The 23,083-nt window shown below is 65.1% G+C and carries 28 protein-coding genes; 1 reads left to right on the forward strand and 27 read right to left on the reverse strand.

Features of this window, described 5'->3' with window-relative positions; all coding sequences use genetic code 11:
• Positions 1 to 269 precede the first annotated feature (269 nt).
• From LZ586_RS08400 to LZ586_RS08440, 9 genes are all read right to left on the reverse strand, one after another.
• Positions 270 to 575, reverse strand: a complete 306-nt coding sequence (locus LZ586_RS08400) for a hypothetical protein (protein WP_235079475.1) — start codon at positions 573 to 575, stop codon at positions 270 to 272.
• Positions 576 to 603: 28 nt separating this feature from the next.
• A complete protein-coding gene (locus LZ586_RS08405; RefSeq protein ID WP_235079477.1) occupies positions 604 to 930 on the reverse strand; it encodes a hypothetical protein in 327 nt (108 codons plus the stop codon).
• Positions 824 to 1,222 (reverse strand): hypothetical protein, encoded by a 399-nt coding sequence (locus LZ586_RS08410; RefSeq protein WP_235079478.1) that lies wholly within the window; start codon positions 1,220 to 1,222, stop codon positions 824 to 826. Before LZ586_RS08410 ends, LZ586_RS08405 begins: the two co-directional genes overlap by 107 nt.
• Positions 1,219 to 1,782, reverse strand: coding sequence for a lysozyme (locus tag LZ586_RS08415; protein ID WP_235079479.1), 564 nt, complete (start codon positions 1,780 to 1,782; stop codon positions 1,219 to 1,221). The genes LZ586_RS08410 and LZ586_RS08415 overlap by 4 nt, the downstream gene beginning before the upstream one ends.
• Entirely contained in the window at positions 1,766 to 2,041 is a 276-nt protein-coding gene (locus tag LZ586_RS08420) for a hypothetical protein (RefSeq protein WP_235079481.1), read from the reverse strand. The genes LZ586_RS08415 and LZ586_RS08420 overlap by 17 nt, the downstream gene beginning before the upstream one ends.
• Positions 2,042 to 2,065: 24 nt before the next feature.
• On the reverse strand, positions 2,066 to 2,341 hold the full coding sequence (locus tag LZ586_RS08425; protein ID WP_235079483.1) for a hypothetical protein: 276 nt from the start codon (positions 2,339 to 2,341) through the stop codon (positions 2,066 to 2,068).
• Positions 2,338 to 2,625 carry a hypothetical protein gene (locus LZ586_RS08430; protein WP_235079484.1) on the reverse strand — a complete coding sequence of 96 codons (288 nt, stop codon included), beginning with the start codon at positions 2,623 to 2,625 and terminating at the stop codon, positions 2,338 to 2,340. Before LZ586_RS08430 ends, LZ586_RS08425 begins: the two co-directional genes overlap by 4 nt.
• A 99-nt stretch (positions 2,626 to 2,724) precedes the next feature.
• The gene (locus LZ586_RS08435; RefSeq protein WP_235079485.1) at positions 2,725 to 4,707 is read right to left on the reverse strand and encodes a hypothetical protein; all 1,983 of its coding nucleotides are present in this window, start codon (positions 4,705 to 4,707) and stop codon (positions 2,725 to 2,727) included.
• A complete protein-coding gene (locus LZ586_RS08440) occupies positions 4,707 to 7,556 on the reverse strand; it encodes a hypothetical protein (RefSeq protein WP_235079486.1) in 2,850 nt (949 codons plus the stop codon). The genes LZ586_RS08435 and LZ586_RS08440 overlap by 1 nt, the downstream gene beginning before the upstream one ends.
• A 193-nt stretch (positions 7,557 to 7,749) precedes the next feature.
• Here LZ586_RS08440 and LZ586_RS08445 point away from each other — a divergent pair, with 193 nt between their 5' ends.
• Complete coding sequence (locus tag LZ586_RS08445) at positions 7,750 to 8,073, forward strand: hypothetical protein (RefSeq protein WP_235079487.1); 324 nt, start codon at positions 7,750 to 7,752, stop codon at positions 8,071 to 8,073.
• Here the strand turns inward: LZ586_RS08445 and LZ586_RS08450 are convergent.
• The 18 genes from LZ586_RS08450 to LZ586_RS08535 all read right to left on the reverse strand — a co-directional run bounded on the left by LZ586_RS08450 (position 8,070) and on the right by LZ586_RS08535 (position 23,073).
• Positions 8,070 to 8,489, reverse strand: coding sequence for a DUF6950 family protein (locus tag LZ586_RS08450; RefSeq protein ID WP_235079488.1), 420 nt, complete (start codon positions 8,487 to 8,489; stop codon positions 8,070 to 8,072). The genes LZ586_RS08445 and LZ586_RS08450 overlap by 4 nt on opposite strands.
• A 14-nt stretch (positions 8,490 to 8,503) precedes the next feature.
• Entirely contained in the window at positions 8,504 to 9,151 is a 648-nt protein-coding gene (locus LZ586_RS08455) for a hypothetical protein (RefSeq protein ID WP_235079489.1), read from the reverse strand.
• Positions 9,148 to 9,741 (reverse strand): hypothetical protein, encoded by a 594-nt coding sequence (locus LZ586_RS08460; RefSeq protein ID WP_235079490.1) that lies wholly within the window; start codon positions 9,739 to 9,741, stop codon positions 9,148 to 9,150. The genes LZ586_RS08455 and LZ586_RS08460 overlap by 4 nt, the downstream gene beginning before the upstream one ends.
• Positions 9,738 to 13,256: a phage tail tape measure protein gene (locus tag LZ586_RS08465; RefSeq protein ID WP_235079491.1), complete on the reverse strand. Its 3,519-nt coding sequence runs from the start codon at positions 13,254 to 13,256 to the stop codon at positions 9,738 to 9,740. The genes LZ586_RS08460 and LZ586_RS08465 overlap by 4 nt, the downstream gene beginning before the upstream one ends.
• A gap of 1 nt (position 13,257) precedes the next feature.
• Complete coding sequence (locus LZ586_RS08470) at positions 13,258 to 13,428, reverse strand: hypothetical protein (protein ID WP_235079492.1); 171 nt, start codon at positions 13,426 to 13,428, stop codon at positions 13,258 to 13,260.
• Between the two features lie 125 nt (positions 13,429 to 13,553).
• Positions 13,554 to 13,934, reverse strand: coding sequence for a hypothetical protein (locus LZ586_RS08475; protein WP_235079493.1), 381 nt, complete (start codon positions 13,932 to 13,934; stop codon positions 13,554 to 13,556).
• A gap of 2 nt (positions 13,935 to 13,936) precedes the next feature.
• Positions 13,937 to 14,416, reverse strand: coding sequence for a phage tail tube protein (locus LZ586_RS08480; RefSeq protein WP_235079495.1), 480 nt, complete (start codon positions 14,414 to 14,416; stop codon positions 13,937 to 13,939).
• Positions 14,417 to 14,432: 16 nt separating this feature from the next.
• Positions 14,433 to 14,804, reverse strand: a complete 372-nt coding sequence (locus tag LZ586_RS08485) for a DUF3168 domain-containing protein (RefSeq protein ID WP_235079496.1) — start codon at positions 14,802 to 14,804, stop codon at positions 14,433 to 14,435.
• 2 nt (positions 14,805 to 14,806) lie between these two features.
• Positions 14,807 to 15,220, reverse strand: coding sequence for a hypothetical protein (locus LZ586_RS08490; protein ID WP_235079497.1), 414 nt, complete (start codon positions 15,218 to 15,220; stop codon positions 14,807 to 14,809).
• On the reverse strand, positions 15,217 to 15,558 hold the full coding sequence (locus LZ586_RS08495) for a phage head closure protein (RefSeq protein ID WP_235079498.1): 342 nt from the start codon (positions 15,556 to 15,558) through the stop codon (positions 15,217 to 15,219). Before LZ586_RS08495 ends, LZ586_RS08490 begins: the two co-directional genes overlap by 4 nt.
• A complete protein-coding gene (locus LZ586_RS08500) occupies positions 15,558 to 16,094 on the reverse strand; it encodes a head-tail connector protein (RefSeq protein ID WP_235079763.1) in 537 nt (178 codons plus the stop codon). The genes LZ586_RS08495 and LZ586_RS08500 overlap by 1 nt, the downstream gene beginning before the upstream one ends.
• A 19-nt stretch (positions 16,095 to 16,113) precedes the next feature.
• Positions 16,114 to 16,779, reverse strand: coding sequence for a hypothetical protein (locus LZ586_RS08505; protein WP_235079499.1), 666 nt, complete (start codon positions 16,777 to 16,779; stop codon positions 16,114 to 16,116).
• Between the two features lie 10 nt (positions 16,780 to 16,789).
• Positions 16,790 to 17,239: a hypothetical protein gene (locus tag LZ586_RS08510; RefSeq protein ID WP_235079500.1), complete on the reverse strand. Its 450-nt coding sequence runs from the start codon at positions 17,237 to 17,239 to the stop codon at positions 16,790 to 16,792.
• A gap of 70 nt (positions 17,240 to 17,309) precedes the next feature.
• A complete protein-coding gene (locus tag LZ586_RS08515; protein ID WP_235079501.1) occupies positions 17,310 to 18,611 on the reverse strand; it encodes a phage major capsid protein in 1,302 nt (433 codons plus the stop codon).
• An 81-nt stretch (positions 18,612 to 18,692) separates the two neighbouring features.
• Positions 18,693 to 19,571, reverse strand: a complete 879-nt coding sequence (locus tag LZ586_RS08520) for a S49 family peptidase (RefSeq protein ID WP_235079502.1) — start codon at positions 19,569 to 19,571, stop codon at positions 18,693 to 18,695.
• A gap of 1 nt (position 19,572) precedes the next feature.
• Positions 19,573 to 20,829, reverse strand: a complete 1,257-nt coding sequence (locus LZ586_RS08525) for a phage portal protein (RefSeq protein ID WP_235079503.1) — start codon at positions 20,827 to 20,829, stop codon at positions 19,573 to 19,575.
• Positions 20,829 to 22,592 (reverse strand): terminase large subunit, encoded by a 1,764-nt coding sequence (locus tag LZ586_RS08530; RefSeq protein WP_235079504.1) that lies wholly within the window; start codon positions 22,590 to 22,592, stop codon positions 20,829 to 20,831. Before LZ586_RS08530 ends, LZ586_RS08525 begins: the two co-directional genes overlap by 1 nt.
• A gap of 1 nt (position 22,593) precedes the next feature.
• Entirely contained in the window at positions 22,594 to 23,073 is a 480-nt protein-coding gene (locus LZ586_RS08535) for a hypothetical protein (RefSeq protein WP_235079505.1), read from the reverse strand.
• Between the last annotated feature and the right edge of the window lie 10 nt (positions 23,074 to 23,083).

Below are 23,083 nucleotides of genomic sequence, written 5' to 3' on the forward strand. Positions count from 1 at the left end.
GCACCTTCCGCCACCGTGAAGCTGGGACGGGTTTTGCTCGCTGGTGAGGCCTGCGCAGCGGCAAGCGCGGGTTGCGCGCTGGAGAGCCCTGCGCTGGTGGCCACCGTCGCCGGCATCCGCCAGTCTTGAGCAGGAGGCGTAGGCGCCGGCTCAGGCGTCGGGGTCGGGGTGGGCGTGGGCGTCGGCGTCGGCGTAGGAGTGGGGGTCGAAGTGGCAGCAGCGGCGATGGCAGCAACAGACACGCCGAGGGAGAGACCGAGCCGCATCGCTCAGGCGTCCTTCACGGCGATTTTCTCGCCAGCAGTAGCTGCGAAATCGCGCGCCTGGCCGTCGAGTACGATCCTTCGTTCCGGCACACCAGCATCCGCATCAGCTCCGAAGGCGACGAAAACGGCTCCCCCGGTAGCAGATACGGTCCAGACCTCCCCAGCCTGAGCCTGAAGCTCGGCTGTCGTGGAGTTTGCAGCACTGTTGAGGGTGGCCGCCACACGCGGCGCGGACCTGAGAAGCGGAAGGTCTTCGGTAGGACCGCCACGCTTGACGGTCGATCCAAGTTCAATGTGTACACGGGCCATTGTCGGCTTCCTTCATTCGGGAGGTGGATCAGCGGGGGCAGTCAGCCGGCGCGAGGCCTGTGGCGAACAGCGCCGCTGTGCAGCGCCGCTCCAGCTTGACGCCGGCAGCGCGGTTGTTCGCGCGCTCGACGGCGCCGACTGCTTCGGCGTAGCGCTCGAGCGCCTCGCCGAACCAACCCTTGTCGACGGTGACCAGCTCGCCCGACTTTCGGCCGCTGTGCGGCGTCAGGCGCTCCGCCCGCGTCAGTTCAGGGGATAGCTTCGGCAGCGTCGGCCGCTCGGTTCGCGCGATTGACGCCAGCGTTGAGGTCTTCGCGCAGCTGGTCGACAGGAGCGGCAGGGACAGGAGCGCCAACAGGCGCAGGCGGGACAGCGTCGAGAGCATCGCGAAGGTCCTTGATCGTGGCCTGTACGGCCGAGGTGGAAAGTGCGTCGGCGCGATCGACGCGGCGGGCGATCGAGTCCGCGACGGCAGCGGCCTGCCGTTCGTCCGAGCGGGCTTCACCGACGCGCTCGGCATGCTGCGCCTTCGCCTGGGCGGTCACCTTGGCCTCGCCAGCCTTTTCGCCGCCACGACGAATGGCGAAGATCGTGGCGAAGATCGCCAGCACGACGACCACGCCGATGATGGTGCGGGCGCGGGTCATACCGGCAAACCCGTCAGGCAGATCGCCCGCTCGCGCGCGCGGCGGTTCACCAATCCCTGCACGACGCGGCCACCCGCCATGCGAAACGCCGGAAAGCGGTCGCACCCGGCCCGCCACTGCCCTGCGTTCCAGAGTTTGGCGATGCTCGACTTGCACACGCCGGCCGTGCCGATGTTGTAGGAGAGCGACACCGCCGCGATCACCTGATTCGTTCGGCCGTGCAGCTTGGGAACGCAGCGGATGATCGGCTCCGCATGCGCGATCAGTTCCTCTTCCAGCAGCTGGTTGCACTGGGCGGGCGTGAAGGTCTGCCCCATCTTCACGCCCTTGGTGATCCCGTCGCAGGCAGTCGGCACGCCGACGATGTCCAGATAGGCCTTCAGGTACTGCTTGCCGGCGACATGCTGGACGGTGACGGACTGGTCGGCGTTGACCGCGGCCTTGACCGTGCGGCCGCTCTCTTCCTTCGGCACCAGCACGAACAGCGCGGCCGCAGCGGCAACCGAGCCGATCACACCGGCCAGCGTCTTCTTGCCAGTCGGCTTACTGCGCGGTGCCATCGGCCGCCTCCTGCATCTTGGCCGCCGCCTTGGGTTGCGGGATGAAGCGGGCCGCAAGGGCCGCCAGGAACAGCATGAAAGGCACCACGTCGCCGATCGGCGCGGGCACGATCGCGCGCACGTCGTCGGGAAGCACGTTCCAGACCTGCATGAGGGCGTCGGGGGCGAGCGTCGCCCAGCCCATGAGAATGGCGCCGAGCGCGGACACGCGCACGGACCACAGGCGCCAGGCTTGGCGCCAGCCGTCGATCAGTTTCACCGATGTTCTCCTGTTGATGCGCGGCTACCGGCCGCGAGCGGTTCTTCCACCGCGCCGCAACCAGCGGCGGCGCTCTCGGGTGAGTTCTTGGCTGTCCAGCACCGACGCGGCATCCAAGACGAGCCGTTGCAGGTCAGGTGCGATCGGCGGCGGCGGGAACGCCGCGCGAAGCGCCGGATCAAGCACCGTCTCGACCCTCGACTCCAACCAGCGCCGATGCGCCACCACACGCTCAGTGACCGAGGTCAGGAGCGCAACAGCGCCGAAGATCATCAGCACCAGCCCGCCGTCCGCGCTCACGGCGTTTTGTCCTTGGCGGGGGCAATCAGCTCCAGCTTGACCTCAATCCGCGCGGTCCGGGTATCGAGTGTGGAGAGCATCGCCGTCAGAGCCTTGTCGCCATCGCGCGCGTCTTTTTCGAGCTGGTCGATCCGGCGCGTGTTATCCTCGGCCCGGCGAGCGTTCTCCTTGACCTGCGAGATGTATCCACCGCCCGCCTGCGCGCCGCCGAGCAGCACGACGGCAAGCGAGATCGCCGGCAGATAGTCCAGCCAGCGCTGGCGCGGCGCCGGGGGCGTGGTCACGCGCGGGTCCTCCCGGCAACCCGGAGGGTTACCAAGCTGCTGACTTTCATCTGACGATCCTTGTCTGGAGTGGTTGAGCGGCCTGCTGTCGGCAGCAGGCTAATCGGTGATCAGCTGGCCATCGATGCGTATCGAGTTCTGATTGAACGAGGACGTACTCACCTCGCGACCGGCCACGCCGGCACCCGAACCGTAGTCTTGATACTGCCAGGGCTCGACCGTCGTTTGCCCATCGACACTGCGGATCACGCCGAAGGGTGCCGTCGTGCGAACGTCGATATAGTTGTACTGCGGCCCACCATACCCCGCCGCGCCGTCCAGGAAGACCGCGTGCGAGGCGAACTGGCCATCCGAGTCATTGCGGTGCACGGCAGGGCCGATCACGACGCTGGTAATCTCGTTACCGTAGCAGTTGAGCCGATTGCCGTTCACGTCCCCATGCACCAGGAAGATGCCTGCGGAGATCGCCTGCGGTGCGACAGCGCCGCCGTGGTGACGCGCGACGCAGCCGGTGTCTTCGAGCGTGCCGCCCGTGATCGTGTTGCGGCTCCCGCGAATGACAATGTTGGAGGAATTGCTTTCCTGCGAACGGATGCCGGTGATGTTGTAGCCCGACCCGTCGATCGTCATGTTCGATCCGAGCCGCTGGCCAGCGGTCCCGGTGCCGTTGTAGGATAGCTTGACCGTGGTGAAATTGCCGTTGGAGCCGCCATTTGGCCCCAGGTACAGGCCGACACCACTATTGGCCTGAAGCACCAGCGTGTTGACGTTGTCGTCGAAGCTCTCGCACTTCCAGCCCATGCCGTTGCAGTTCAGCACGTTGACGGCCATCACGTTGCTCGACGAACGGCCATAGGTGTGGATGCCGTCGTTCGTGCTCTCCCACACGTCGACGAACGCCATCCGCCAATAGGGGTCGACATTCGCCAGCGTCTGATCGCCGAGGGTCGACATCATTTCCAGCGCCGTCACGGCATCGCCACCGGGCTGATAGTAGCGCCCGCCATGCACGCCGAATTGCATCAGCGTCACATAGTCGTCGGCATATTTGTAGATCTTGCCGCCGACATTCTGGTTGTTCACTACGACTTCGTTGCGGATGAACGTGACGCCCTTCTGATCCAGCGCATTGCCCGTCTCAGGCTTCGGCGGCAGCTTGACGAAGAACGACTGCCCCGAGCCATAGCCCACCAGCGCCGTCCGCGCCTTGTAGCGGAATGCCCGCGTCATGATCCCGCCCTGCGGGATGATGACCACGGCACCGCGGCTGTAGTAGCCGGGCGACTCGCTATCGGCCATTGCGCGCCGCACCGCATCGGTATTGTCGGTGCCCCAGCCCATCCGGTTCGAATTGGACGAGCGGTTCGGCGCGTGGGCGATACGGACGCGCGTGGGCGAGATCACCTCTTGGATCGTCGACTGAAGCGGTCCGCCGCCCGTCAGCCAGGCTGACGAGAGCAACATGACCTTGCCCACATCCTGCGGCTTGAACTGTCCGCTGGGGCTATCGATGAAGAACGAGCCCGCGACCGATATGCCGTCCCGCGTCTCCTGAAAGTCCGGCTTCACGTTGTATGGCGGGGAAGACAGATTGATCGTCAGGTTGTTCGCGATCTTGGCAATCGACGCGAGGTTGAGGCTTCCCTCGATCCCGCCTCGCGTGACGTTCAGCAGATCGTCGAACCGAGCATCGTTCCATGCCTCCAGATCGGCGGTGCGCCGCGAAGCGAAGAGGTCGGTCGTAAACCGCTTGAGCGCGCCGCTCTTGTCGATGCCGAGCAGCGAGATGCCCGCCGCTGAAGATGCGGTCGTGGCCGGCAGAACATCACCGGCCTGCGCGTTAGGCACGGCCTTCACCGCATCGACGGTGAACTGCCACCCCCCGGCAACCAGCGCCATCATCTTTGCCGGCGACGGCACCATGCGGGTGTACCCCGCGCTGTCGGTGAGCGGGAACAAACCGTCTCCGTTCGGCCCACCGTCTGCGGCTCCGCCCCACCAGTCCGCCGACTCCCGCTGGGTTAGATCGCGGCGTCCGAGCAGGTTGGTGACCTGCTGAAGCAGCTGGGCATCGAGAGGCATTAGAGCACTGCCTTCTTGAGTTCGAGGACCTCAAGCGCCGAGCCGGCCTTCACCGTCAGCGCCAGATTCTCGGTTTCTGTGTTGAGGACCGTGAAGGCGATCGTGTGCTGGCCGGCGCCGAGCCCTTGCAGATAGATGAACGGTGTCATCGGCATGCGTCCCTGGCTGTTCTCAGTATCGAGGATGATGTTGACGCTGCCAGCGGCGTAGCCGGTGTTCCCGTTGACGACGAAGGCGCCGGCGAACTGGAGATCGTCGGGGCTCCAGAACATCCCGAAGAATTGCGCCTTCACGGTGCTGTCCGGTTCGGCCTTCGTGAAGGTGAGCGTGGCGACCGTAGTGGTTACGCCCCGAGGGCAACTTACGTCGCCGGGGAGTACCACGAAGCGAGTCTGCTGAGCGGAAGCCGCCTTGAGGTGCCTCGTCTCGACAATGTCGGCGACGATGCGCGTCGCGTAGATCTCACCGAACGTCCATCGCCCGTTGGCGTAGAAGAGCGGACGGATCGGATTGTCGCCGTTCGGATCGACGAAGTCGAACTCGTTTGCCATGAACGCGATCCGCGATTTGCGGGTGATGCCATCAGCGGTGATGCTGAAGGCACCGGTGATCCCGTCGGCATCGGCCCGAAGGATCGACTTCGCGGTTGCGCCGGCCTCGCTGACAAAGGCATCCTGCAGCACCGTCACGGACGCGCTCACGGTGCCGAGGGTCGCCCCGATCTCACTGAACTTTTGCGCCATGGTGACGGGCCCCGCCATCACCTTGTCGAGGTTCATATTCCACGCGGTTCCGTCGGGCGTCTTGGCGCCCATCAAAGATAGGCTGGCCGCAAGCGCTGTTGTTGCGGTCTGCTGCGCATTGCGGAAGGTGAGGAATTGGGTACCGACCGCCTGCCCCTCCACCAGCGTGCGTGCATCGAATACCGCGAGCAGATCGTCCTGGCGCAGCGCCTCCGCCAGAATGCCGGCGGTGTTGATGTCGAGGCTGTCGACGATCTCCTCGGCTACGCGATCGTGGATGATGGTGCCGGTCGGCGCGCCTACGGTTGCACCATCCTCGGGTCGCGTGGGGCCTGTCACAGCGCCGAAGTCCAGCGTCGTGCCGCTAGTGGTAACAGGGCCAATGATCCGCCGCTGCCCAGTGAACCCTTGCCGGCGATAGCTGACGGCCACCTCATAGGCGGTACCGCCCTGGACGCTGCTAATGTCCTGCCGGGTCATGTCCGGGCCGAACACGCCCGCACCCCTCCAGCCCGCTTCCTCGGCTTGGCCGCTGGCGAAGACCCGGTACTCCAACACAATCGCATCGGGCGAGGCTGCATCCATCGCGCCGGTTACGATCAGGGCCGGCACCGTCGCTTCGCCGGATACGATGCCGGTGCCGCTGATCATCCATGCACCCTCGCCGGGCACGGGGATCAGTACGGGACCAGTGACCCCCGGCGTCGGCGGAGGCGTCGTGGTCTGCCCAAGCGCGAAAGGATGCTTGGCCGCAGTCTCGCTGCGCGCCGTCATGGTGACGATCCCGCCCGCGGGCTCGAGATCGCGGTTCAGCAGAAGGATGGGCTGATTGACCAAGCCCAGTTCCGGCAGCTGCGCCGTCACGCAGTCGCCGGGTTTGTACCCCATCCACACCAGCTTCAGGGGCAGCTTGATCGGGCCGAACTCGCGGGCGTTCTCGATGTCATACCGGACGGCAGTCGCGACCTGCTTGCTGTTCTGAATGAACGGATAGTCCTGCACCTTGGAGCGCCGGCCGCGATCCTCCGCCACATGCTCTGGAACGCTGATCGGCGGGCCGGGCAACAGTTCCCAGTGGTTCGCCTCAAGGCGATAGCGCGGCGTGATGGTGTTGATGCGGCTCCGGCGGGGCTGGGTCGCAGCAACGCTAGCTTCCCCTACGACATCGTCGGTCGTGATGGTGGCGAGGCTCACGCGCGGGGCGTTCACGAAGCACGCGACCTTCGCGCCCAGAGCAAGCGGTTCGCCCATGCCGGCTTGGAGTATCTTCTTCAGCGAGTCCCACTTATCGTCGCCGGAGAACACCACGCCGCCGACCTTCCAGCCATTCGCGTCGGCGATGTTCGCGCCCTCCACGAACGACGCGACATCAATCCCGGCCTGCGGCGCACCCATGCCCATCACGCGCACCCAGTCAGAATTCGGGTTGGTCTTGTCGCGCTGCCAGATCCCGTGCGCCCACTTGAGGCCCCAAAGGTACGGGTTTTCGCTGTACTCCCAGGTCGAGACCGCCGCATCATAGGCCGCACGGTCGCTCGGATCGGCCATGCGGTGCGGCCCCGACCCACCCGGATAGGTGCTATCCTTGCGCGGGTCGTAGCAGAGCATGCCCTCCACCACCCACATCGGCTCGGGCACACCGTTCTGATACAGCTTCGCCTTGGTATCGAAGCGAAGCGTCCAGGACGCGGCAGCCTTGCCCGATAGCTTGTGCGCAGCCGTCCAGCCCGGAGGAGAGCCGGCGCCGGCACCGAAGCCGAGGGCTGCCGGTTCCGGTAGCGCACCGATCTGCGTCATCGCCCACATGAAGCCGGCGAAGGCGCCGATCGCGCCGCCGGTGGCGTTGAAGTTCACCGGCACCTTCTCCGCCTTGAAGCTGCCGACCGACTTGACCGGTCCCAGCGACAGCACCGATACGAAGGACTGCCGATCGTTGTCGCCGTCATCCTTGGTGTTGAAGCCCTTGCGCATGACGATGTTGCCAGCCGTGCCGGTTCGCCCGAGGACAAGCGGAATGCCGGCGTCGGGGTCGGCGGCGAATTGGGTCTGAGACCCTGTCGCTTGAGCGGTAGGCTTCTTCGCCGTGAGCTGAGAGCCAACCGACAAGACTGCGCTCGCGACCGTAGCTATTCCAGCTACGGTGGACGCAGCAGCCGCAAGCGCGGTGCCAGCGGCGGCTAACGCGCCGACGCCCGTAGCAACCAGGGCAACGGCGCCGACTACCACAGCAGCAGTAGCGAGCACTTTTGACAAAAGCCGGCTCCCGTTTAATTTCCACCACCTCGAAGAGGGGGATTCTATGAAAGTGATGATGATTGCCGCCGCTGCGGCGCTGCTCAGCGGCTGCGCTTCAACCGACAAGGTCTTGAGCAAACAGCCCAAAGAAGTATTTCACTCGCAGCAGAGTGCCAAGGAAGTGGCATTCTGCCTCGCAAACAAGAACAACACCGCCGCCATGGACCGCGACGATGGGTCCAAAGTCGTGTTGATAAAGAACGGCTACGGCGGGGTGTCGATGGCGTTCTCGGTATTCGAAGAAGGCACCGGATCGCGCATTGAGTACCGGAAACAATTCGGAACTATCGGCGGCGCTTGGAAGCAATGCGTCGGCCTGAAAGACTAAACCGGCATAACCCGCCAGGCGGCGACGTATTCTAGGGGCTGTAGCACCTGTACGCCGCCGCCGATCGCCTCATGATACGCGACAACTCGGCCGTTCCCCAGCGCGATGGCAAAGGCGCCCAGGCTGTCTACCGCCGGCATCTGGATGATGTCTCCGGCGACAGCCGCTGCCGGCGCGATTCGCTCCAGGCCTAGCGCGTCCAGCGCCTCACCAACTGACGCGAACCCGGCCGCCTTCAGCGCCTTGGTCGCGCTCGCGACCGTGCGGTACGATCCCGAGGGCGGCAGCTTCACCTTGCGCCCCAGCTTCCGCAGGTGCGCCGCGATCATCCGAACGCAATCGTTCGTACCCAGCCGGAGCGGGCGGTTGCGCCATGCGTCGAGGATTGCCTGCGCGGCATCTCGCTTCCTCACCATCGGATCAACAGCGGTCATTGGTAGGACACCTGCAAGTTATAGCCGCCGCCAAAGCTCCCGGCGCCGCCATAAGTGATTGGAGAGGGATTGCCCGCTACGCCCCAATAGACCGGCTGATCGACGCCGGTGACGTCGTCCATGCCCGCTTCGTTCGGGAAGATGCTGCGATGATGACCCGGCGAAAGACGTGCAGACTCGTCGCCCTCGAACAGGCGCTCGAAGACGCTAACGACCTCGTAATTCAGCCGGCGATCATGCTCGCGGGAAATCAGCGTCGGCACGTCCAGCTCGCCCAGGAAGATCAGGTAAGGATCTGGGATCGGCCGTCCGCTGACTTGATCGACAGCGCCAAGCCACACCGTCACGTGCGAACCCTGCATAGTGGGCGCGGCAAGGGCGGCGGCCGCAGCATCGCCGTTCGGCAACAGCGTAACGGCGAACGCGGGAGCGCTGTCGCCCAAGCCGTCGCTCAGCTGCTCGATATCTGACAGCACGCCAAACGTGGCGTCTTCACCGACATAGGTTTTGCCGCCGAAGGGGATCACGCCTGCGCCGTCTAGCAGGTTGAGGGTATAGTCGGGCAGCTCGAACGAGATCGCGCCGAACACAAGCGGAGAGACACCCCGCAATTCGGCGTCGAGAGCCGGCGTCAGATTGGTCATTTTGCCTCAACGATCCGGAAAGACAGCCCGACGAAGCGAGCCACGTCGAGGGTCCAGCTGCGGCTGTCGCCCTCGATCAGTCCTTCGATCTTGGGGTTGAAGTCGCAGATCGCTCCGTTGCCGGGCTGCATGCGGAGCATCGGTGCGATCGGCAGCACAACGTTGCCACCGCCATCGGCCGCCACGTCCGCAGTCGCCATCTCCAGATAGTAGCGGCCGCCATGGATGATCGAGAAGAACTGCCCGTCTCGGACCTGATAGCCGGGAGCAAAGCCTCGAAGATTGATCGCGGAGCCGGCCTGCCCGCCGCCGTTAACGCGAGGGGCGCCGGGGTTGCCGATGTCGAGGCCGAGCTGCGGCCACTCGAAGATCGCGCCTTGGCGCTGTGCCTGGATCAGCTTCGACACCCAGACCCGCCCCGCCGCTTCGGTGCGCAGCTTAGGCATGGTCACATCGATCGCGAAGCGGTCACCCAGGCGCAGCAGCTTCTGCATGGCGCCACCGAATACAGGGCGCAGCGTGCCGCCCCATTCCAGATAAGCAGGCTCGGCACTGGCGGGGCCGGGCGAGGAAGGAAGGGCGATGCTCATGGGCGACCCAGCCGCCGCCCAGCGGCACGCGCAGACTGGCTGCGGGCCATTGCGGCACCTCCTGCAGCGGCCTGCGCGTCCAAAGCCTGGATGCGCGCCCAGAAGTCCTCGACCGTCATCACGCCGCTCATGTTGACGACTAGGCTGCGACCCTCGCTCCGGTTGTCGTTACCGGGACGCCGGATGTCGACGATCTCACCCTTGCTGGCGCGGAACTGGACCAGGTTCGCATCCACGCCCGACATACCACCGACCTTGAAGCTGCCACCGGTGCGAAAGCCGGGGATGTCGACATCGATTGGTCCGCCCGTCACGCCCGAGGTCCAGTCGCCCGCACCCTTCGACTTGCCGAACAGACCGCCCAGCGCCTTGCCGATAGAGGAGAGGATGCCCCCGCCGCTGCCCGAACCACCACCGTTCCCGGCTTTAGAGAACAGATTGGCGATCAGGTCGGCCAAACTATTTAAGGCGTCCTCCATTCCCTTCGCGACCTTATCCTTCCACCAGTTTTTTACCCAGTCGCCGATGTTGCCATCCAGGGCGGAGCGGAGGCCGTCCTTGAGGGTGCTGCGCCACAGCCCGGTGATCCTCGCCCTCTCACTTTCGCCAGCTTCCGATGCCGCCTGCGCGAACGCCGCGGGCGCCGACATGCCTTCGTCCTGGAGCCGACGCGCCCGCTCGCGGATGTCGATCTCGCGTTGCAGCTGGCGAAGCCGCTCTTCACTGTCACCGCGCTCCTGCGCGAGCCGCAGCGCACGATCCTGCGCGTCGTCGGCGAACCACCGCCGCCGCACATCCGCGCGAGCCGCATCGACCGCGGCCTGATCGGCTTCGGCAAGGCGGGTGGCCTCGGCAAGGTTTTTGGTCTGCTCGTAGTAGGTCGCGACACGGCGCTTCAGCTCGGCCTGGCGCTCCAGAGTCGCTTCGAGCGCACGATCGTTACCGATGCGCGCAACCTCGATCGCCACCGCCGCACGCTCGTCGGCAACTTCCTTCGCGATCGCTTCGGAGCGGGCAGCCTGGATCGCATGCATGTCGCGCTGGGCAGCGACGCGTGCCTGATCCAGCGTCAGCCCGGTACGCTGATAAGCTTCGACCTGCTTCGACAGCGCGAGCTGGTCCTGAATGCGGCGCTCGGCTTCCTTGTCGCCACGAGCACGCGCGGCCTCAAGCTCGGCCTGGACGCGCAGCTGCTCGCGGTTGTCACCATCATACTTGGTGTCGCGACCCCGGCCCTTCCGGCTAGCGCGTTCCTTCTTGGGCGCCGTGAAGTCAACGTTGCGCGTGCCGGACACGGGTGGGGCAATGGGAGCTCCCGACTTTGGTGCGGCGGGTAGCGGCGACGCATCAGCCTCACCGCTGCCGCCCAGGCCTAGGCGCTGCTTCAGCGCCGCATACTTGTCGCCGATCCACTTCGCGGCATTGCCGATCCACGTCATCAGGCCGCCGAACTTGTCGACCAGCCAACCCTTCACACCATCGTACACGCCCTTGGCGGCGGACACCACGTTGGGGAAGGCGCCAGCCACCCAGTTCACGCCGCTCGCCACCACACCGGTGAAGGCATTCATGATCCAGGTGAACCCGTCGACGAGGAAGGACTTGGCCGCTTCGTAAGCCACCTGGATGGGGATCACGAGTTGCGGAAAGACCATCGTCACAATGTCGATGATGGTCTGGCACGCGGCGTCCACGGCAGCCCCTGCGGAGCCCCATGCACCAGCGAAGTCGCCGGTGAGCAGTGCGGTAACGATACCGACGATGTTGCTCACGACATCCACGAAGCCAGAGATCGCGCGCACGCCCAACTGGAGCGCCTGCACCAAGGCAACGCCGAACATCTGCACCATCGCACCGATGAAGGTGCCGGCGACATCCACGACGCCCTTGATCGCCGTGACGATGAAGCCGAATGCCGCGCCCATGGGGCCGTTCGCAACCTGCGACGCGACGGTGCCCAGCTGCTGAAACAGGGCCGTGAGTGGCGGTCCAAGGTTCTCCTGCGCGTACTTCCACACCTGCCCGAGCGCAGCGATGATGCTGTCTTTGAACAGGATGACACCGGCGACCGCCCAACCGATCGGGCCGACGATGCCGAGGAAGGACCGCGAGAGCATCGCCAGCGCCTCGCCTAGACCTACGCGCGCCACCAACTGCGCGAGCGCTGCGCCCAGCGTGCTGATAGGCTCCAGCACCAGGCTGATGGCCCAGCCGATAGCGCCGAAGCCGCGCGCCACCTTCGCGATCAGGAATGCCGCCAGCGCGCCGAAGGCGACGGCAAGTGGCCCGAGGGCGGCCGCAATCGCGCCGATGACGACGCCGACCCGCAGTAATGCCGGATTGGCATTCGCGATCCCTTCCATGAACGACGCGAAAGAGTTCTTCACCGAGGTGATCATGGCGGTGAGGCCGGCCTCACCGATAGCGATCTTCACGCTCTCGAAGGCATTCGCCATGCGCGTCGTCGCTGCCGCTTCGCCCTCAAGGCGCTTGGCGATCTTGCCGCCGACATCACCGCCGGCAATCTCCTGCTGAAGATCGGCAATTCCCTGCCGGCCTTTTTCCATCAGGCCGATTGCGGTGCGCGCCGCGTCGGAGCCGAAGATCGTCTTGAGCGCGTCGGTCTTCGACTTGTCCGAGAGCCCGGCGAACGCCTTGCGCAGCACCTCGGCCTGTTCGGCGAGAGGTTTCATGCGACCCGTGCGCATGTCGAAGAACTCGATGCCGAGTTTCTTCATCGCGAACTCGGCTTCCTTGGACACCGGCACCAGCGACTGGATGTAAGTCTTGAAGGACGTGCCCGCGTCGGAGCCGCTGCTGAACTGGGTGCTGGTCGCGGCAATGGCCGTGGCGAAGTCGCGGAAGCTCAGCCCTGCCGAGGCTGCGACGCCGCCGCCCTGCGCCACCGCACCCTGAAAATCTAGGAACCCGAACTTGGACGCATCCAGAGCGCCGACCACATCGTTGACGACCGTCGGCAGCTCGCCAGCAGTCGCCTTGAACTGTCCCATCACGTCGGTGACCAGCGAAACGGCCGAAGGCACTTCGGCAGCGCCGGCAGCTGCCAGGTCGAGCGACGCCTTCAGCGCCCCGCCCATGATGTCGGCGGTCGACACGCCGGCAAGCCCAAGCGCCTCTATTCCGTCCGCCGCCTCGGTCGCGCCCTTGCCGACTGCCGGGCCGAGCGTCTTGGCCTGATCGGATAGCGTCTTCAGCTCGCGACCGCTCACGCCCTTCAGCGCGGCCTCCACGCGTTTCATGGAAGCTTCGAACCCGCTGGCACTGCGATTCGAGGTGACGGCAAGCGCAGCGAGCGGCGCCGTCACCCCGACCGTCAGCGCAGTGCCCATGCCGCGCGCCTTGGCCGAAACATCATCGAGCGTGCGGCTCAGCTGCTCGAACACGGTGCGCAGGCCGCTGAGGTCACCACGAGCGCGATTGACCGCAGGCGTCCAATCGCCCGTATCGAGCACCAGCACGCCGCGAAGCGCGCCGATCACTGCGTTCCCGCTCATGCTACTTCCCGTTTTTGTTGAGGCCTGCGACGGCAGACCACATCCGCGCCATCGTCATCATCTGCTCGGCAGTCATCGCGCGCCGCTTCTGCTGGCGCTTGGGCTTGCCCACGATGTCCTTGAGCGGCGGCATCTTCTTCGCGCGGCCGAGCGCGGCGATCGTCCAGGCCAACCATGCCCGGTCCTGGTGCGCGACTTCAGCCGCGCGGCGCTTGCCCTCAACGAGCAGAACGAACAGCCTAGGGGTCGAGCGGAAGAAGGTTTCGTGCGAACCCAGATCCAGCTCGACCCAGATCGTCAGCGCTTTCGCCCAGTTCCAGGCTTCTTCGGCGCCGGCTTCGGCTTCGGCGCCGGAGCCTTTCCCCCCGCGCTCCCGACAACCTTCGCCTCAGGGAATGCGGCCACGAACGCCTTGGTGACGACCTGCGCCGCCTCGGCCACGCCCATGTCGTGGATCAGCCGCCCTGCTTCCAGGTCGCTCAGGGCGCCGTGATGCGCGGCCAGCCCGATCCGGAAGATCGAGCGGATCATGGTTGGCTTGCTCAGCTGCTCACCGATGTCCGCCACGTCGACTTCAAGCTCTTCCTCAATCGTACAGAGCGCGTTGAAGTCATAGACCAGCTTCCAATTCTGGTCGGCCGCCTTGAAGGCGACCTCGCCCTTGATGGTTTCGGCCATGATCAGTCTTCCTGATCGTCAGCAGCGACCATCGCAGCAGCACCGCCAGCGGGCGCCGCTTCGCGAACAATCGAACCGCTGACACGGCCAGTGATCGTCGCCGTGAGGCGATCGTTCAGCGGCGCAGTGGGATTAAAGCCGCGGATCAGGTTGCTGAAGGCCCAGACGGCGCCATTGGGCCATTCGACCTCGAACGGCACGGGGCGCTTGCCAGCCTTGGCCTCCATGATCAGATCTTCCGTCGGCCCACCCGGGATGTAGTTGAGACCGAAGGTGCATTCACCGGGATCGGTCATGCCGCCGATGAATTCCTTGTACCCATCGGGCGAACGGAAGTGAGACACTTCGATCTCGTCATCCATCTGCTCGGGCGGCGTGAACTCGAACACTTCACCAATCTCTGTGAAGTCCGTTGCCGCTGGGGTGGCCTTCATCCGCAAGATGAGGCCGAGGCCGGAAATTGCTTCGCTGTTGCCAGCCATGGTCGTCTCCTTGGTGTTAAGCTCGATGCAGGATGCGAATGTCGAGCGAGGTGCGATGAAGGACCTGATCGGCCCCATCGGTGTCTTCATCGTCGCGCTCGCCGACGATGAAGCTTCCTTGGAAGGTCGGGCGCGCGAGAGAGGCCGCGCCAGCTTCGACCTGCCGCGCCACCAGCTTCGCTTCGCCGAAGTCGCGCCCAAAGCAGTCGGCCTGGACGATGTACGGCGTCAGGCCGTCGCGACCGGAGAACGTGTAGAACGGCGACTTGCCGGCGACCTGCAGCCGCACCGCCGGCACGCCGTTGCGCAGCCCCCAGTCGACGCGATCGCCGACGATCGCCGCCAACCCGGTCCAGGCCAGCAGCGCCGCGCGAAAATCTTCTTCCATGATCAGCCTTTCGTGAGGCTCCGCAGCAGGCGAGCGGCGCCAGTGCGAAGACGCTGCTGCACCTCGCCTAGCTGCCCCATCCAGGCAGGCCGCATGTACGGGTGCCCGACCTCGCGGACGGTGCCGAACTCTTCAGTGATCGCCCGAGTCATTGACCCCGGCCCGACATAGACTTCTACCGTGCCGGGCTCAGGCGTATTCTGCGCCGCCTGCGCAGGGCTCAGATGATCCCCGACGCCGATCGAAGCAGCCAGCACTCCGGTGCGCTTCCGCACCAACCCACGCGCAGCATCCGCCACCGGCTCCAGCGCCTCGAACCCGAGGGCGCGAAGCGCGTCTTCGTCTGTCATGCCGTGAAGCCGCTCCAGTGAAGCGTCCATTTCGTCGGCGCCTTCGAGCCGGATGCCGGTCTTCACCGCTGTGGCAGCAGCGCGGTGGCGCTGATCTCGATGCCGACGCGGCGGCCCCGTGCTTCTTTGGTGCTTACCACCTGATAGCGGCGCCCCTCACACTCGAGGAAGTCCCGCCCGTCGACCGTCTCCGTCAAGTCGTCGTGGCGGACGAGAAAGCGAGCCGTGATCGACTGCTCTTGGGCGGCAGCGGCGATGCGCTCGCCATCGCTAACATCGGTCTTCTTCGCCCAGCGCCCACCAATCGGCTCGACCGCACCCACCTTTTTGCTGAAGCCGGTGTCCTCCACCGCGCCTCGTAGGATGGTGATGCGGCGATCCAGCTCGCGGCTGTTGATCGGCATCAGCCTGCCACCGGCACGCGATCGATGTCGCAGAGCATCATAAAGCTTTTCGGCACCTCATCCAGGTTCCCGCCGTCATAGAGGTGCTGGATCAGCAAGAGCGCAGCGGTGCGCAGGGTCGGCGCGCCGACGGCTAAGTCAACATAGCCGGCGACGAACTCGATCTTGACCACACCCGCGCCCCGCGAGGTCGTTGGCCACCAGCCCGAAACTGCCGGAGCGAGGCGATCATCAATCAGGCGCCAAAGCCCTGCGGCATCGCGAGGGCCGCCCAACTGGTCGACATAGGTCACGCGGGTGACTTCGCTGACAGGCTCGCGCGGAAGTGTGATCACGCCATCCCCGAAGGCGTCGAGGGTAGCGACCCATGCGCGGCGCTGGAGAGAGACCCGGCTTCTTTTCTCCACGAACTGGAGGGCGGTGAGGCGGAGCGCTTCCGCCGTCGCGTCCAGGCTGTCGAGCTTGAGTTGCTGGAGAACAAGCGCGTCGGGCAGCGCCGTTGCGGCGTCGAGCGGGGCGGCCGCTCGGATAGTCATACCCACGACCGCCCCTCCCTTACTTGCCGCGACCGGGCTTCGCAGGCGCAGGGGTGTCGCCCTGCTGCTGCTCGATCACAGGCTTAGTTGTTTCGGCAAGCTGCGCTTCCAACTCGCCCGCGCGCGTCTGCTCTGCGGCGAGCGCACTCTCGGCCTCGGAGCGACCAGCATCGGCTGCCGCGAGTTCGGTCTTCACGCGCGCCAGCTCGTCACGCGTGTCAGCGTGCCGGGCTTTCTCCGCGTCGAGGTCCGCAATTAGCGCGTCCCTTGCCGTGACGTGAGTTTCATCCATCTCACGCAGCAGCACAGCGCTGTTCGCCAGTTCGGCGGTGAGGCGCTCGATCTCGGCACCGGCAGATGCCGTCTGCTGATCGCCACCGACCAGCACGGCATTCCCCGGTCCCGAGGTCGCCCGCTGGGGAGCGTCCAGGCCGAGCGCCAGCTCGCCGGCACGACCACCGAGACCGAACCGACGGTCGCCGGGGGTGACCACCTGGGCAACCACCGTCTCCGTCACAATCGGGCGATGATCCTGGTCGACCAGGCCGTCTGCCGTGACATAGGCCGCAACGCCCAGGCGAACGAAGTACAGCTCGCTGTCTTCCGAGCGGTCAACTCGCTGCTTGGCTTCGAAGGTTTCCTTCGGAACGGCCGTCGTTTCGTAGCTCTGTAGGAACTCGATCATGGCAACCTCCTCAGCGGATCGTCTGAGCGACGGTGGTGGACTGGTTGGCGCCGGCAGCACCGTACCGCGGATCGAAGCCGATCAGCATGGCCGACAGCAGGCTCGCCGCGCCGCCGACGGTCACCGACAGGCGGACGAACTTGAAGCCGCCGTTCTTGTCGAGGTCTTCGGGGCGAACGTTGATGGCGATCTGCTTGCTATCGCCGGTCGCTTTCACGACCTGCCCGATCGCTGAGCCTGCCACGACCTTGGCGCCAGCGCCGGCTTCGTCTGTGGCTTGCTCGACCACGGCGTCGACGGTGGCGCCGGCACCAAGCACGCCGGTCGATAGGATGGCGAGGATGGCGAAAAACTTGCGGGCGTCGACCCATCCGGTGGACACCGTGCCAGGTGCCACCTGGGCAGGATTGATGACCGCTGCGATGCCCGCGCGGTCGGACGGGTTCAGATTACCGAACATTGGATGATCCTTCTGCTCCGATCGCAGACGTGCGATCGGCCCGCGCGGGGCGCGGGTCCGAGGCTAGGCTTCAGGCGCGCTCAGCGAGTGCGACGAAGTGGGACTTGGTCGTGGTGCCATTGGCGGGCACGACCGGCTTCGACAGGACAGGCTGGCCGCCGATCCGGAACACCCAGCGGAAGGCGCGGATGTTGTAGTCGAAGTAGAGGTGGATCGAGTCGGCGAAGCTAACGCCGTTCTGCTTCCGGAACGCCTCATAGCCGTTCGGATTGACGAACTGCATGTCGCCGGCCTGGCCGATCGAGCGGGAATGCTCGTTAAAGATTACGGGGCGGCCGAGCAGCGTGCCACCCGGTGAGGCCTGATAGTTCGGATACCAGAGCGGCACGCCCGCATCGGTCTTGATCTCCATCAGCGAGGGCAGCACGTCGCTGTTGAGCAACCAGCTGGCCTGCGTCGGCATGATCATGCGGGCGAACATCTTGGCGATATTCTGCCGCACGATCGACGCTGCAGCCTGGCCGGCTTCCTTCTGCACCATGATGGTCGCGCCAGAGTTGAGCCAGCCCAGCGGCTTTTCGATGCCGTCACCGTACATGAAGGCGTCGGCGGCCTTCCAGCGGATCGCCGCTGCGGCATGGGTAGTGAGCAGGGTGGAAACGCGCGGCGCATCCTCCAGCAGCTCTTCGGTCGCGAGGACGAAGGCGTATAGTTCACCGAGCTTGGTCTCGCGCGGCGTCAGCTCCATGCGGCTCGGCTGCATCTGCTCGCCTTCCGAGCGCCATGCGGCACGGATACCGCTCGATCCCCAAGGCGTCGTCTCGTCACCCAGGCCGATCACGCGGTTCGACGAAGTCGGGTCGGGCGAGATCAGATCCATGATCGGATCGTTGCCGTCGTCGAAGACGAGATTGACGATCTGCTGCCGGAACTCGGCAGGCACCAGGTAGCTGCCGGCCGCGTCGCCCTGCTCCATATGCACGTTGGCGGGGGCGGCGAGGCGGTCATCACGGCGGAAGTTCTGGCCGGCCTGCGGGTTGGCAAAGCGAACGGCGGCGGCGAACTCGGCCAAGTTGGCGAACCCGCCGTTGTCGAGAGGCGGACGGGCTTGCGCCGGCACGGTCGCGGCAGGCGGACCAGTCGCAGGCGGGGGCGAGGTCGGATCGGCGCCGATAGCGGATGCGGCGGCCATTGCCGTTTCCGCCCGCTGGATCGACGCGGTAAGGCGCGCAAGAGTGGCGGCATCCGCCTGATCGGCGGCCTCTTCCTCGGCAGTGAGGTCGCGGTTTTCGGTGATGGCCGTGTTGAGGCGATCCTGCTGTCGCTTTGCGACCGCACGCGCCTCCGTCTTCAACACTGCGATATTGATCATGATCGCATTTCCTTTCGGGCGCGTGGCCCATGAAAAAAGGCGGCCGAAGCCGCCTTGTCCGCCGGGAATGGCGAAACCTGATTAGATGGAGAGAGCGCTCTCCACCGCCGCTGCCTGCCGTCGCATCAGCGACAGCCGGGCGCGGCTATTGTTGTACTGAGCCACGACCTCGCGCAGCGTGCTGATCCCGTCGATCGCGCCGTTCGCAAGGGCTTGGCGGGAAGAGAAGGTCTTGCCCGTGCCATGGATGCCGGCGACATCGCCGGGCTTGATCCCGCGCCCGCGCGCGATGGCCGCCGCGAACTGCACATTGGCATCATCGACACCGGCCTGGATCTCCGCCCGATCTTCATCCGAGAGCGGAGCGTAGGGATGGCCAGCGATCTTGTCGGGCGAGGAAGCGATCAGCGTAGTCTTCATGCCGATCTTGCTCTCGAACCCCGACATATCGGTGTGACCCGAGCGAACGCCGACCGAGCCGACCTCGCCACTGGTTGTGCAGTGGAAGGCGCTGCACTGAGTTGCGAGCCAGTAGGCCGCCGAGAAGCAATAGGGATCAGCGACCGCGACAACCGGCTTAGCTTGCCGGGCTTCGAAGATCGCGTCTCCGGCTTCGGCGCAGCCCCAGACGTAGCCGCCTGGGCTGCGGATCGCCAGGATGATCGCGCCAACCTTGGCGTCGGCGGCGAAATCCCTGATCCTGTCGGCGATCGTGTCATAGTAGGTTGAGCCGTACAGGCCGCGAGGTGCAAGCGTCCCGGTGATGGGCATGATCACCGTCGCACCTTCCCGGATCGGATCGGCTTGCTTTGCCTGCTGCGGCTGTCCGCCACTCATGGCCGTGGCGAGATGGCGCAGACTTTCCGGCATCATCGCCTCGATCGACCCACTTTTCAGCATCGCGTCGAGGAAGGCAGGGTGCATCGCCCACAGGGCGGATGCCACAAGAGCGCGCTCCATCTTAGTTCACCTTGTCTTGGGGCGCCGTCTCACCGCCCGTGGCGGTGTCAGCGGCACGGTTGCTGTTGAGCTCACACCGAGGATCATCAGCCCAAGGTTCGTTGATTTTGGGCTGATTGAACCACCCAGTTCGGATGTCGTTGACGCTCAGGATCGTGGACGTGCGCGCCAGCACGGCGTTCCGCCACTGAGTTGCGGCATCGCCGCGTAGCATGCTGTCCAGGTTGAACTTGGCTCGGATACCTTCAGCGCGGATGTCAGGCGGAAGCATCCGCACGGTGATTGCCTGCTCGATCCGGCGCGTCAGAGGACGAACGGCCCAGTTCACGAAGCTCCGGGTATCCTGTTCGTTGTTCCCGGCGTTTCCGCCATCGTCCGACACCATCGAGCGCGGAATGCGCCAGTAGCGCGCCAGCTCCAGCGTGCGCTGCTTGAACAGGTCGACAAGCTCGGCGTCCTTGTTCGTGGACGAGATAGCCTCGTACTTCACGCCCTGCTCGAACACGGGCGTGCCGCCCTTCTTCCAAGCGGCCACACCTTCCTTCAGGCGCGAGTGAGATTCGTCCGTCAGCTTCTGCTCGGTCGACACGATCCCAGAGGGGCGGCGATCATTCCGGAAATAGGCGCGGGCGCCGACCTCCAGCGCCAGCTGGAAGTCGATGGCACCCTTGGCCTGCTTCCACGGAGTCATCGGCCGCAGGGTGCCATCCGATAGCGTGGTGAACCAGAACAGCTGTTGAGGCAGCAGCCGACGCGTACCTTGCTCGGACTGGTAGATCAGCGACATGCTCCGCTCGCCCCATTCCGAGGTTACGCGGAGCGGGTTGAGCGGCCAGATCTCGACATTGTCGAAGCCGACGGTCGGCTCTGCGAAGGCCTCGCCACGCAGCACCGCGGTGAACGCCATGGCCGCCCAGAACTCGGCCCCCGTCTGCAACGGGTTCGGCTCGTAGGCGAGCACGTTGGCCAGCGGGAAGTCGTTGCGCGGGCCGCGATCATCCTTGAACTCAAGGCCGAGGCTGCCAACCGCCTCCGCGATGATCGACACGCAGAAGAACACGGCCGCCACGCGTGCCGCCGTCTCAGGCGTGTTCGCCTCCATCGGCAGCTGCGACATCGCGGCCCAGACTTCGTCGCCGAAGAAGCGTCCGTCCGTGACGTTGGACGGCGAGGGGCGGCTCATAGTCGAGCCAGCAGGCACGAAGCCTTCGGCGCTGTAAAACCCGCGACGGGCGCGGACGTAATCGTCAGGACCCATCACAGCACCACCATTCCGCGTTCCTCATAGACGAAGCCGCCTGCGGCCTCGGGACTTTCCGTCATCAGCATGACGGCGTTCAGCATGGCCGCGAACGGATCGATCTTCGCGCTAGGCGATCTCTTCACGATTGCGACGGCGCTGGTGCCCCGCGGCTCCATCTTCGCGTTGCCGACGCACCACTGCATCAGCTTCGTGCCCGCGTGCCGCATAGTGCGGGCAGCCAACTTGCGGGCCGACCCCTTGATTGCCGCGCTGAGCTTGTAACCCTGGGAGATGGACCGCAGCTGATCCTCACCAAACCCGCGCTCCGCGAGTTCGTCCACGATGCTTGAGACGCCGACCGGGTCCAGCCCGATGGCACCTTCATCGGGGAACAGGCCAGCGTCCTGCACCTTCGTCAGAATGTCGGCGACACCGCGAACGTCTTCCGTCAACTCCTGATCGTCGTCAGCATCGAGATCGACGGCAGCAACTTCCGGCATTTCGCACCGGATCAACGATCTCTCTTCGATCAGCTCGTCCAGCGTCGTGGCGATGTCGGCCCGTCGCTTCCACACAATCGACCATGCCCAGGCTTGGGACCAGACTAGCCACCGCTTCGAACCCTTCTCTCGACCGATCAGGCAGAGGCCTAGAAGATCGTCCAGGCCGCCCCCGTCGATCCCGGCAACGATCACTTCCGAACGCCGGATTAGATCCTCGACAGTCTTCAAGGACGGGTCGGCGGCAGCGTCCCAGAACTCAGCGCCAGTCCACCGATCGCGCGACAGCCGCGTGCCGATCTCGACGTTAAGATACTTCGCCAGGACGATCTGCTCGGACGTGTCGCCGTCCTCGCCACGCCCTTCCTTCACCTGCCTAAGCTTGCGTTGGATGAAGGACACGGATTGCGACCGCCCCATGTTGGGGTTGGTCACGTAGAAGTTGGCCGGGTCGAGATATGCCTCGTCCTCGCGCATCTGCTCGGGCCATTCGTACAGCATGCCGAAGCTGCGCGGATCGTCGATCGTGCCGTCTCGCACGCCGCGAAAATAGTCGAGCTTGTCCTTGAACACGCCCCGTGGCGGTTCGTCGCTGTGCGTCGTCAGGTAGATGACGAAGCCTTCCGGCCGTGAGGCCAGACCGCCTGTCGCCTCTTCCAGCATGCCCTCGGCATTCGCCTTCTTTCCGAACAGCCACAGTTCGTCGACAAGGACGAACCCGGCCTTGCTGCCACCGACAGTGCCGGTATCTGCCGCGATCACCTGCAACTCGGCGCCGGTCTTGCGATGCCTGATCAGACGCTGATTATCGATCACGTGCAGGATCACGCGAAGCGTCGGATCAGCGCGCACCATTGCGGCGGCAGGTCCGAAGCTGTTCCCGGCCACCTTCTGCGTCGGCGCCAAGATGCTGAGTGATGCGCCATGCCGCCAGTTGCGGATCAGCGCCGTCAGCATGATGCCAGCTGCTATGGTCGACTTGCCGTTCTTCTTACTGATGAGGAGGAGGAACTCCTCAATTAGCCGATGCCCGCAATTCGCATCATACGCCCCGAAGATCGCCTCAACGAGATCGAACACGAATGGCTCGCAGGCTTCGCCGAACGTCGGCTGACCAGCAACGTCCACCATGCGAAGCGACTTGAACACGTCGAGCGCTGCGGCTGCTTCGTTGGGGAACAGCGGAGCAAACGGCACCAGCGAGCGCCGCTCAACGATCCGTTTCTCCCAGTCTGGACACGCCGTGGTCCAGACTGGCTGTGCGATCGGCAACCCCATGTCAGTTCAGCAGCCCAGGCGGGGGAGGCGGAGCCTCGTACTGGCCGCGCAGCTCGTCGGCAGCCTGCTGCATCGACGCCTTCTTCCCCAACTTTTCCGGCTTCGGTGCACGAGCGTTGCGTGACACCTGATCGGATAGGAGATCGATGCGCGCCTTATCGAGCCGGCGAGCGAGTTCCTTTTCCGCCGAAACGCTTCCGGCCTTCGCGCCCTCGTTGAGGCGGTTCAGCTGGACCATTTCGAACCGGATCGCCGCCGCCTCGCGCTGCGCGACCTCGGCAAAATAATGTTTGCGCAGCGTGGGGACCGAGACCCCGATTGCCGTTGCCGCCTCTTTGACGCTCAGCCCGCGCGCGAACGCTAGAAGCACCTTGTTTGAATTCTCGAGCGTCCGGACATGCTCCGGCCTTCCACGGCCTTCATGGCGCGGCAAGACGGGGTCGCCGAACAGATCGACCTCCGGAAAATCACCGTCAGCCAAAAAAAATCTC

Origin of the sequence: Sphingomonas sp. S2-65, from assembly GCF_021513175.1 — a bacterium.
Classification (GTDB): Bacteria; Pseudomonadota; Alphaproteobacteria; order Sphingomonadales; family Sphingomonadaceae; genus Sphingomonas.

Bases quoted from the DNA above. Each gene is read 5' to 3' on its own strand.
- LZ586_RS08435 (WP_235079485.1), bottom strand. From the start codon at position 4,707: ATGCCTCTCGATGCCCAGCTGCTTCAGCAGGTCACCAACCTGCTCGGA.
- LZ586_RS08525 (WP_235079503.1), bottom strand. From the start codon at position 20,829: ATGGGTCCTGACGATTACGTCCGCGCCCGTCGCGGGTTTTACAGCGCC.
- LZ586_RS08410 (WP_235079478.1), bottom strand. From the start codon at position 1,222: ATGACCCGCGCCCGCACCATCATCGGCGTGGTCGTCGTGCTGGCGATC.
- LZ586_RS08460 (WP_235079490.1), bottom strand. From the start codon at position 9,741: ATGAGCATCGCCCTTCCTTCCTCGCCCGGCCCCGCCAGTGCCGAGCCT.
- LZ586_RS08400 (WP_235079475.1), bottom strand. From the start codon at position 575: ATGGCCCGTGTACACATTGAACTTGGATCGACCGTCAAGCGTGGCGGT.
- LZ586_RS08510 (WP_235079500.1), bottom strand. From the start codon at position 17,239: ATGTTCGGTAATCTGAACCCGTCCGACCGCGCGGGCATCGCAGCGGTC.
- LZ586_RS08515 (WP_235079501.1), bottom strand. From the start codon at position 18,611: ATGATCAATATCGCAGTGTTGAAGACGGAGGCGCGTGCGGTCGCAAAG.
- LZ586_RS08500 (WP_235079763.1), bottom strand. From the start codon at position 16,094: ATGACTATCCGAGCGGCCGCCCCGCTCGACGCCGCAACGGCGCTGCCC.
- LZ586_RS08455 (WP_235079489.1), bottom strand. From the start codon at position 9,151: ATGACCAATCTGACGCCGGCTCTCGACGCCGAATTGCGGGGTGTCTCT.
- LZ586_RS08530 (WP_235079504.1), bottom strand. From the start codon at position 22,592: ATGGGGTTGCCGATCGCACAGCCAGTCTGGACCACGGCGTGTCCAGAC.
- LZ586_RS08480 (WP_235079495.1), bottom strand. From the start codon at position 14,416: ATGGCTGGCAACAGCGAAGCAATTTCCGGCCTCGGCCTCATCTTGCGG.
- LZ586_RS08520 (WP_235079502.1), bottom strand. From the start codon at position 19,571: ATGGAGCGCGCTCTTGTGGCATCCGCCCTGTGGGCGATGCACCCTGCC.
- LZ586_RS08450 (WP_235079488.1), bottom strand. From the start codon at position 8,489: ATGGTGAGGAAGCGAGATGCCGCGCAGGCAATCCTCGACGCATGGCGC.
- LZ586_RS08485 (WP_235079496.1), bottom strand. From the start codon at position 14,804: ATGGAAGAAGATTTTCGCGCGGCGCTGCTGGCCTGGACCGGGTTGGCG.
- LZ586_RS08465 (WP_235079491.1), bottom strand. From the start codon at position 13,256: ATGAGCGGGAACGCAGTGATCGGCGCGCTTCGCGGCGTGCTGGTGCTC.
- LZ586_RS08415 (WP_235079479.1), bottom strand. From the start codon at position 1,782: ATGGCACCGCGCAGTAAGCCGACTGGCAAGAAGACGCTGGCCGGTGTG.
- LZ586_RS08475 (WP_235079493.1), bottom strand. From the start codon at position 13,934: ATGGCCGAAACCATCAAGGGCGAGGTCGCCTTCAAGGCGGCCGACCAG.
- LZ586_RS08445 (WP_235079487.1), top strand. From the start codon at position 7,750: ATGAAAGTGATGATGATTGCCGCCGCTGCGGCGCTGCTCAGCGGCTGC.
- LZ586_RS08495 (WP_235079498.1), bottom strand. From the start codon at position 15,558: ATGCCGATCAACAGCCGCGAGCTGGATCGCCGCATCACCATCCTACGA.
- LZ586_RS08505 (WP_235079499.1), bottom strand. From the start codon at position 16,779: ATGATCGAGTTCCTACAGAGCTACGAAACGACGGCCGTTCCGAAGGAA.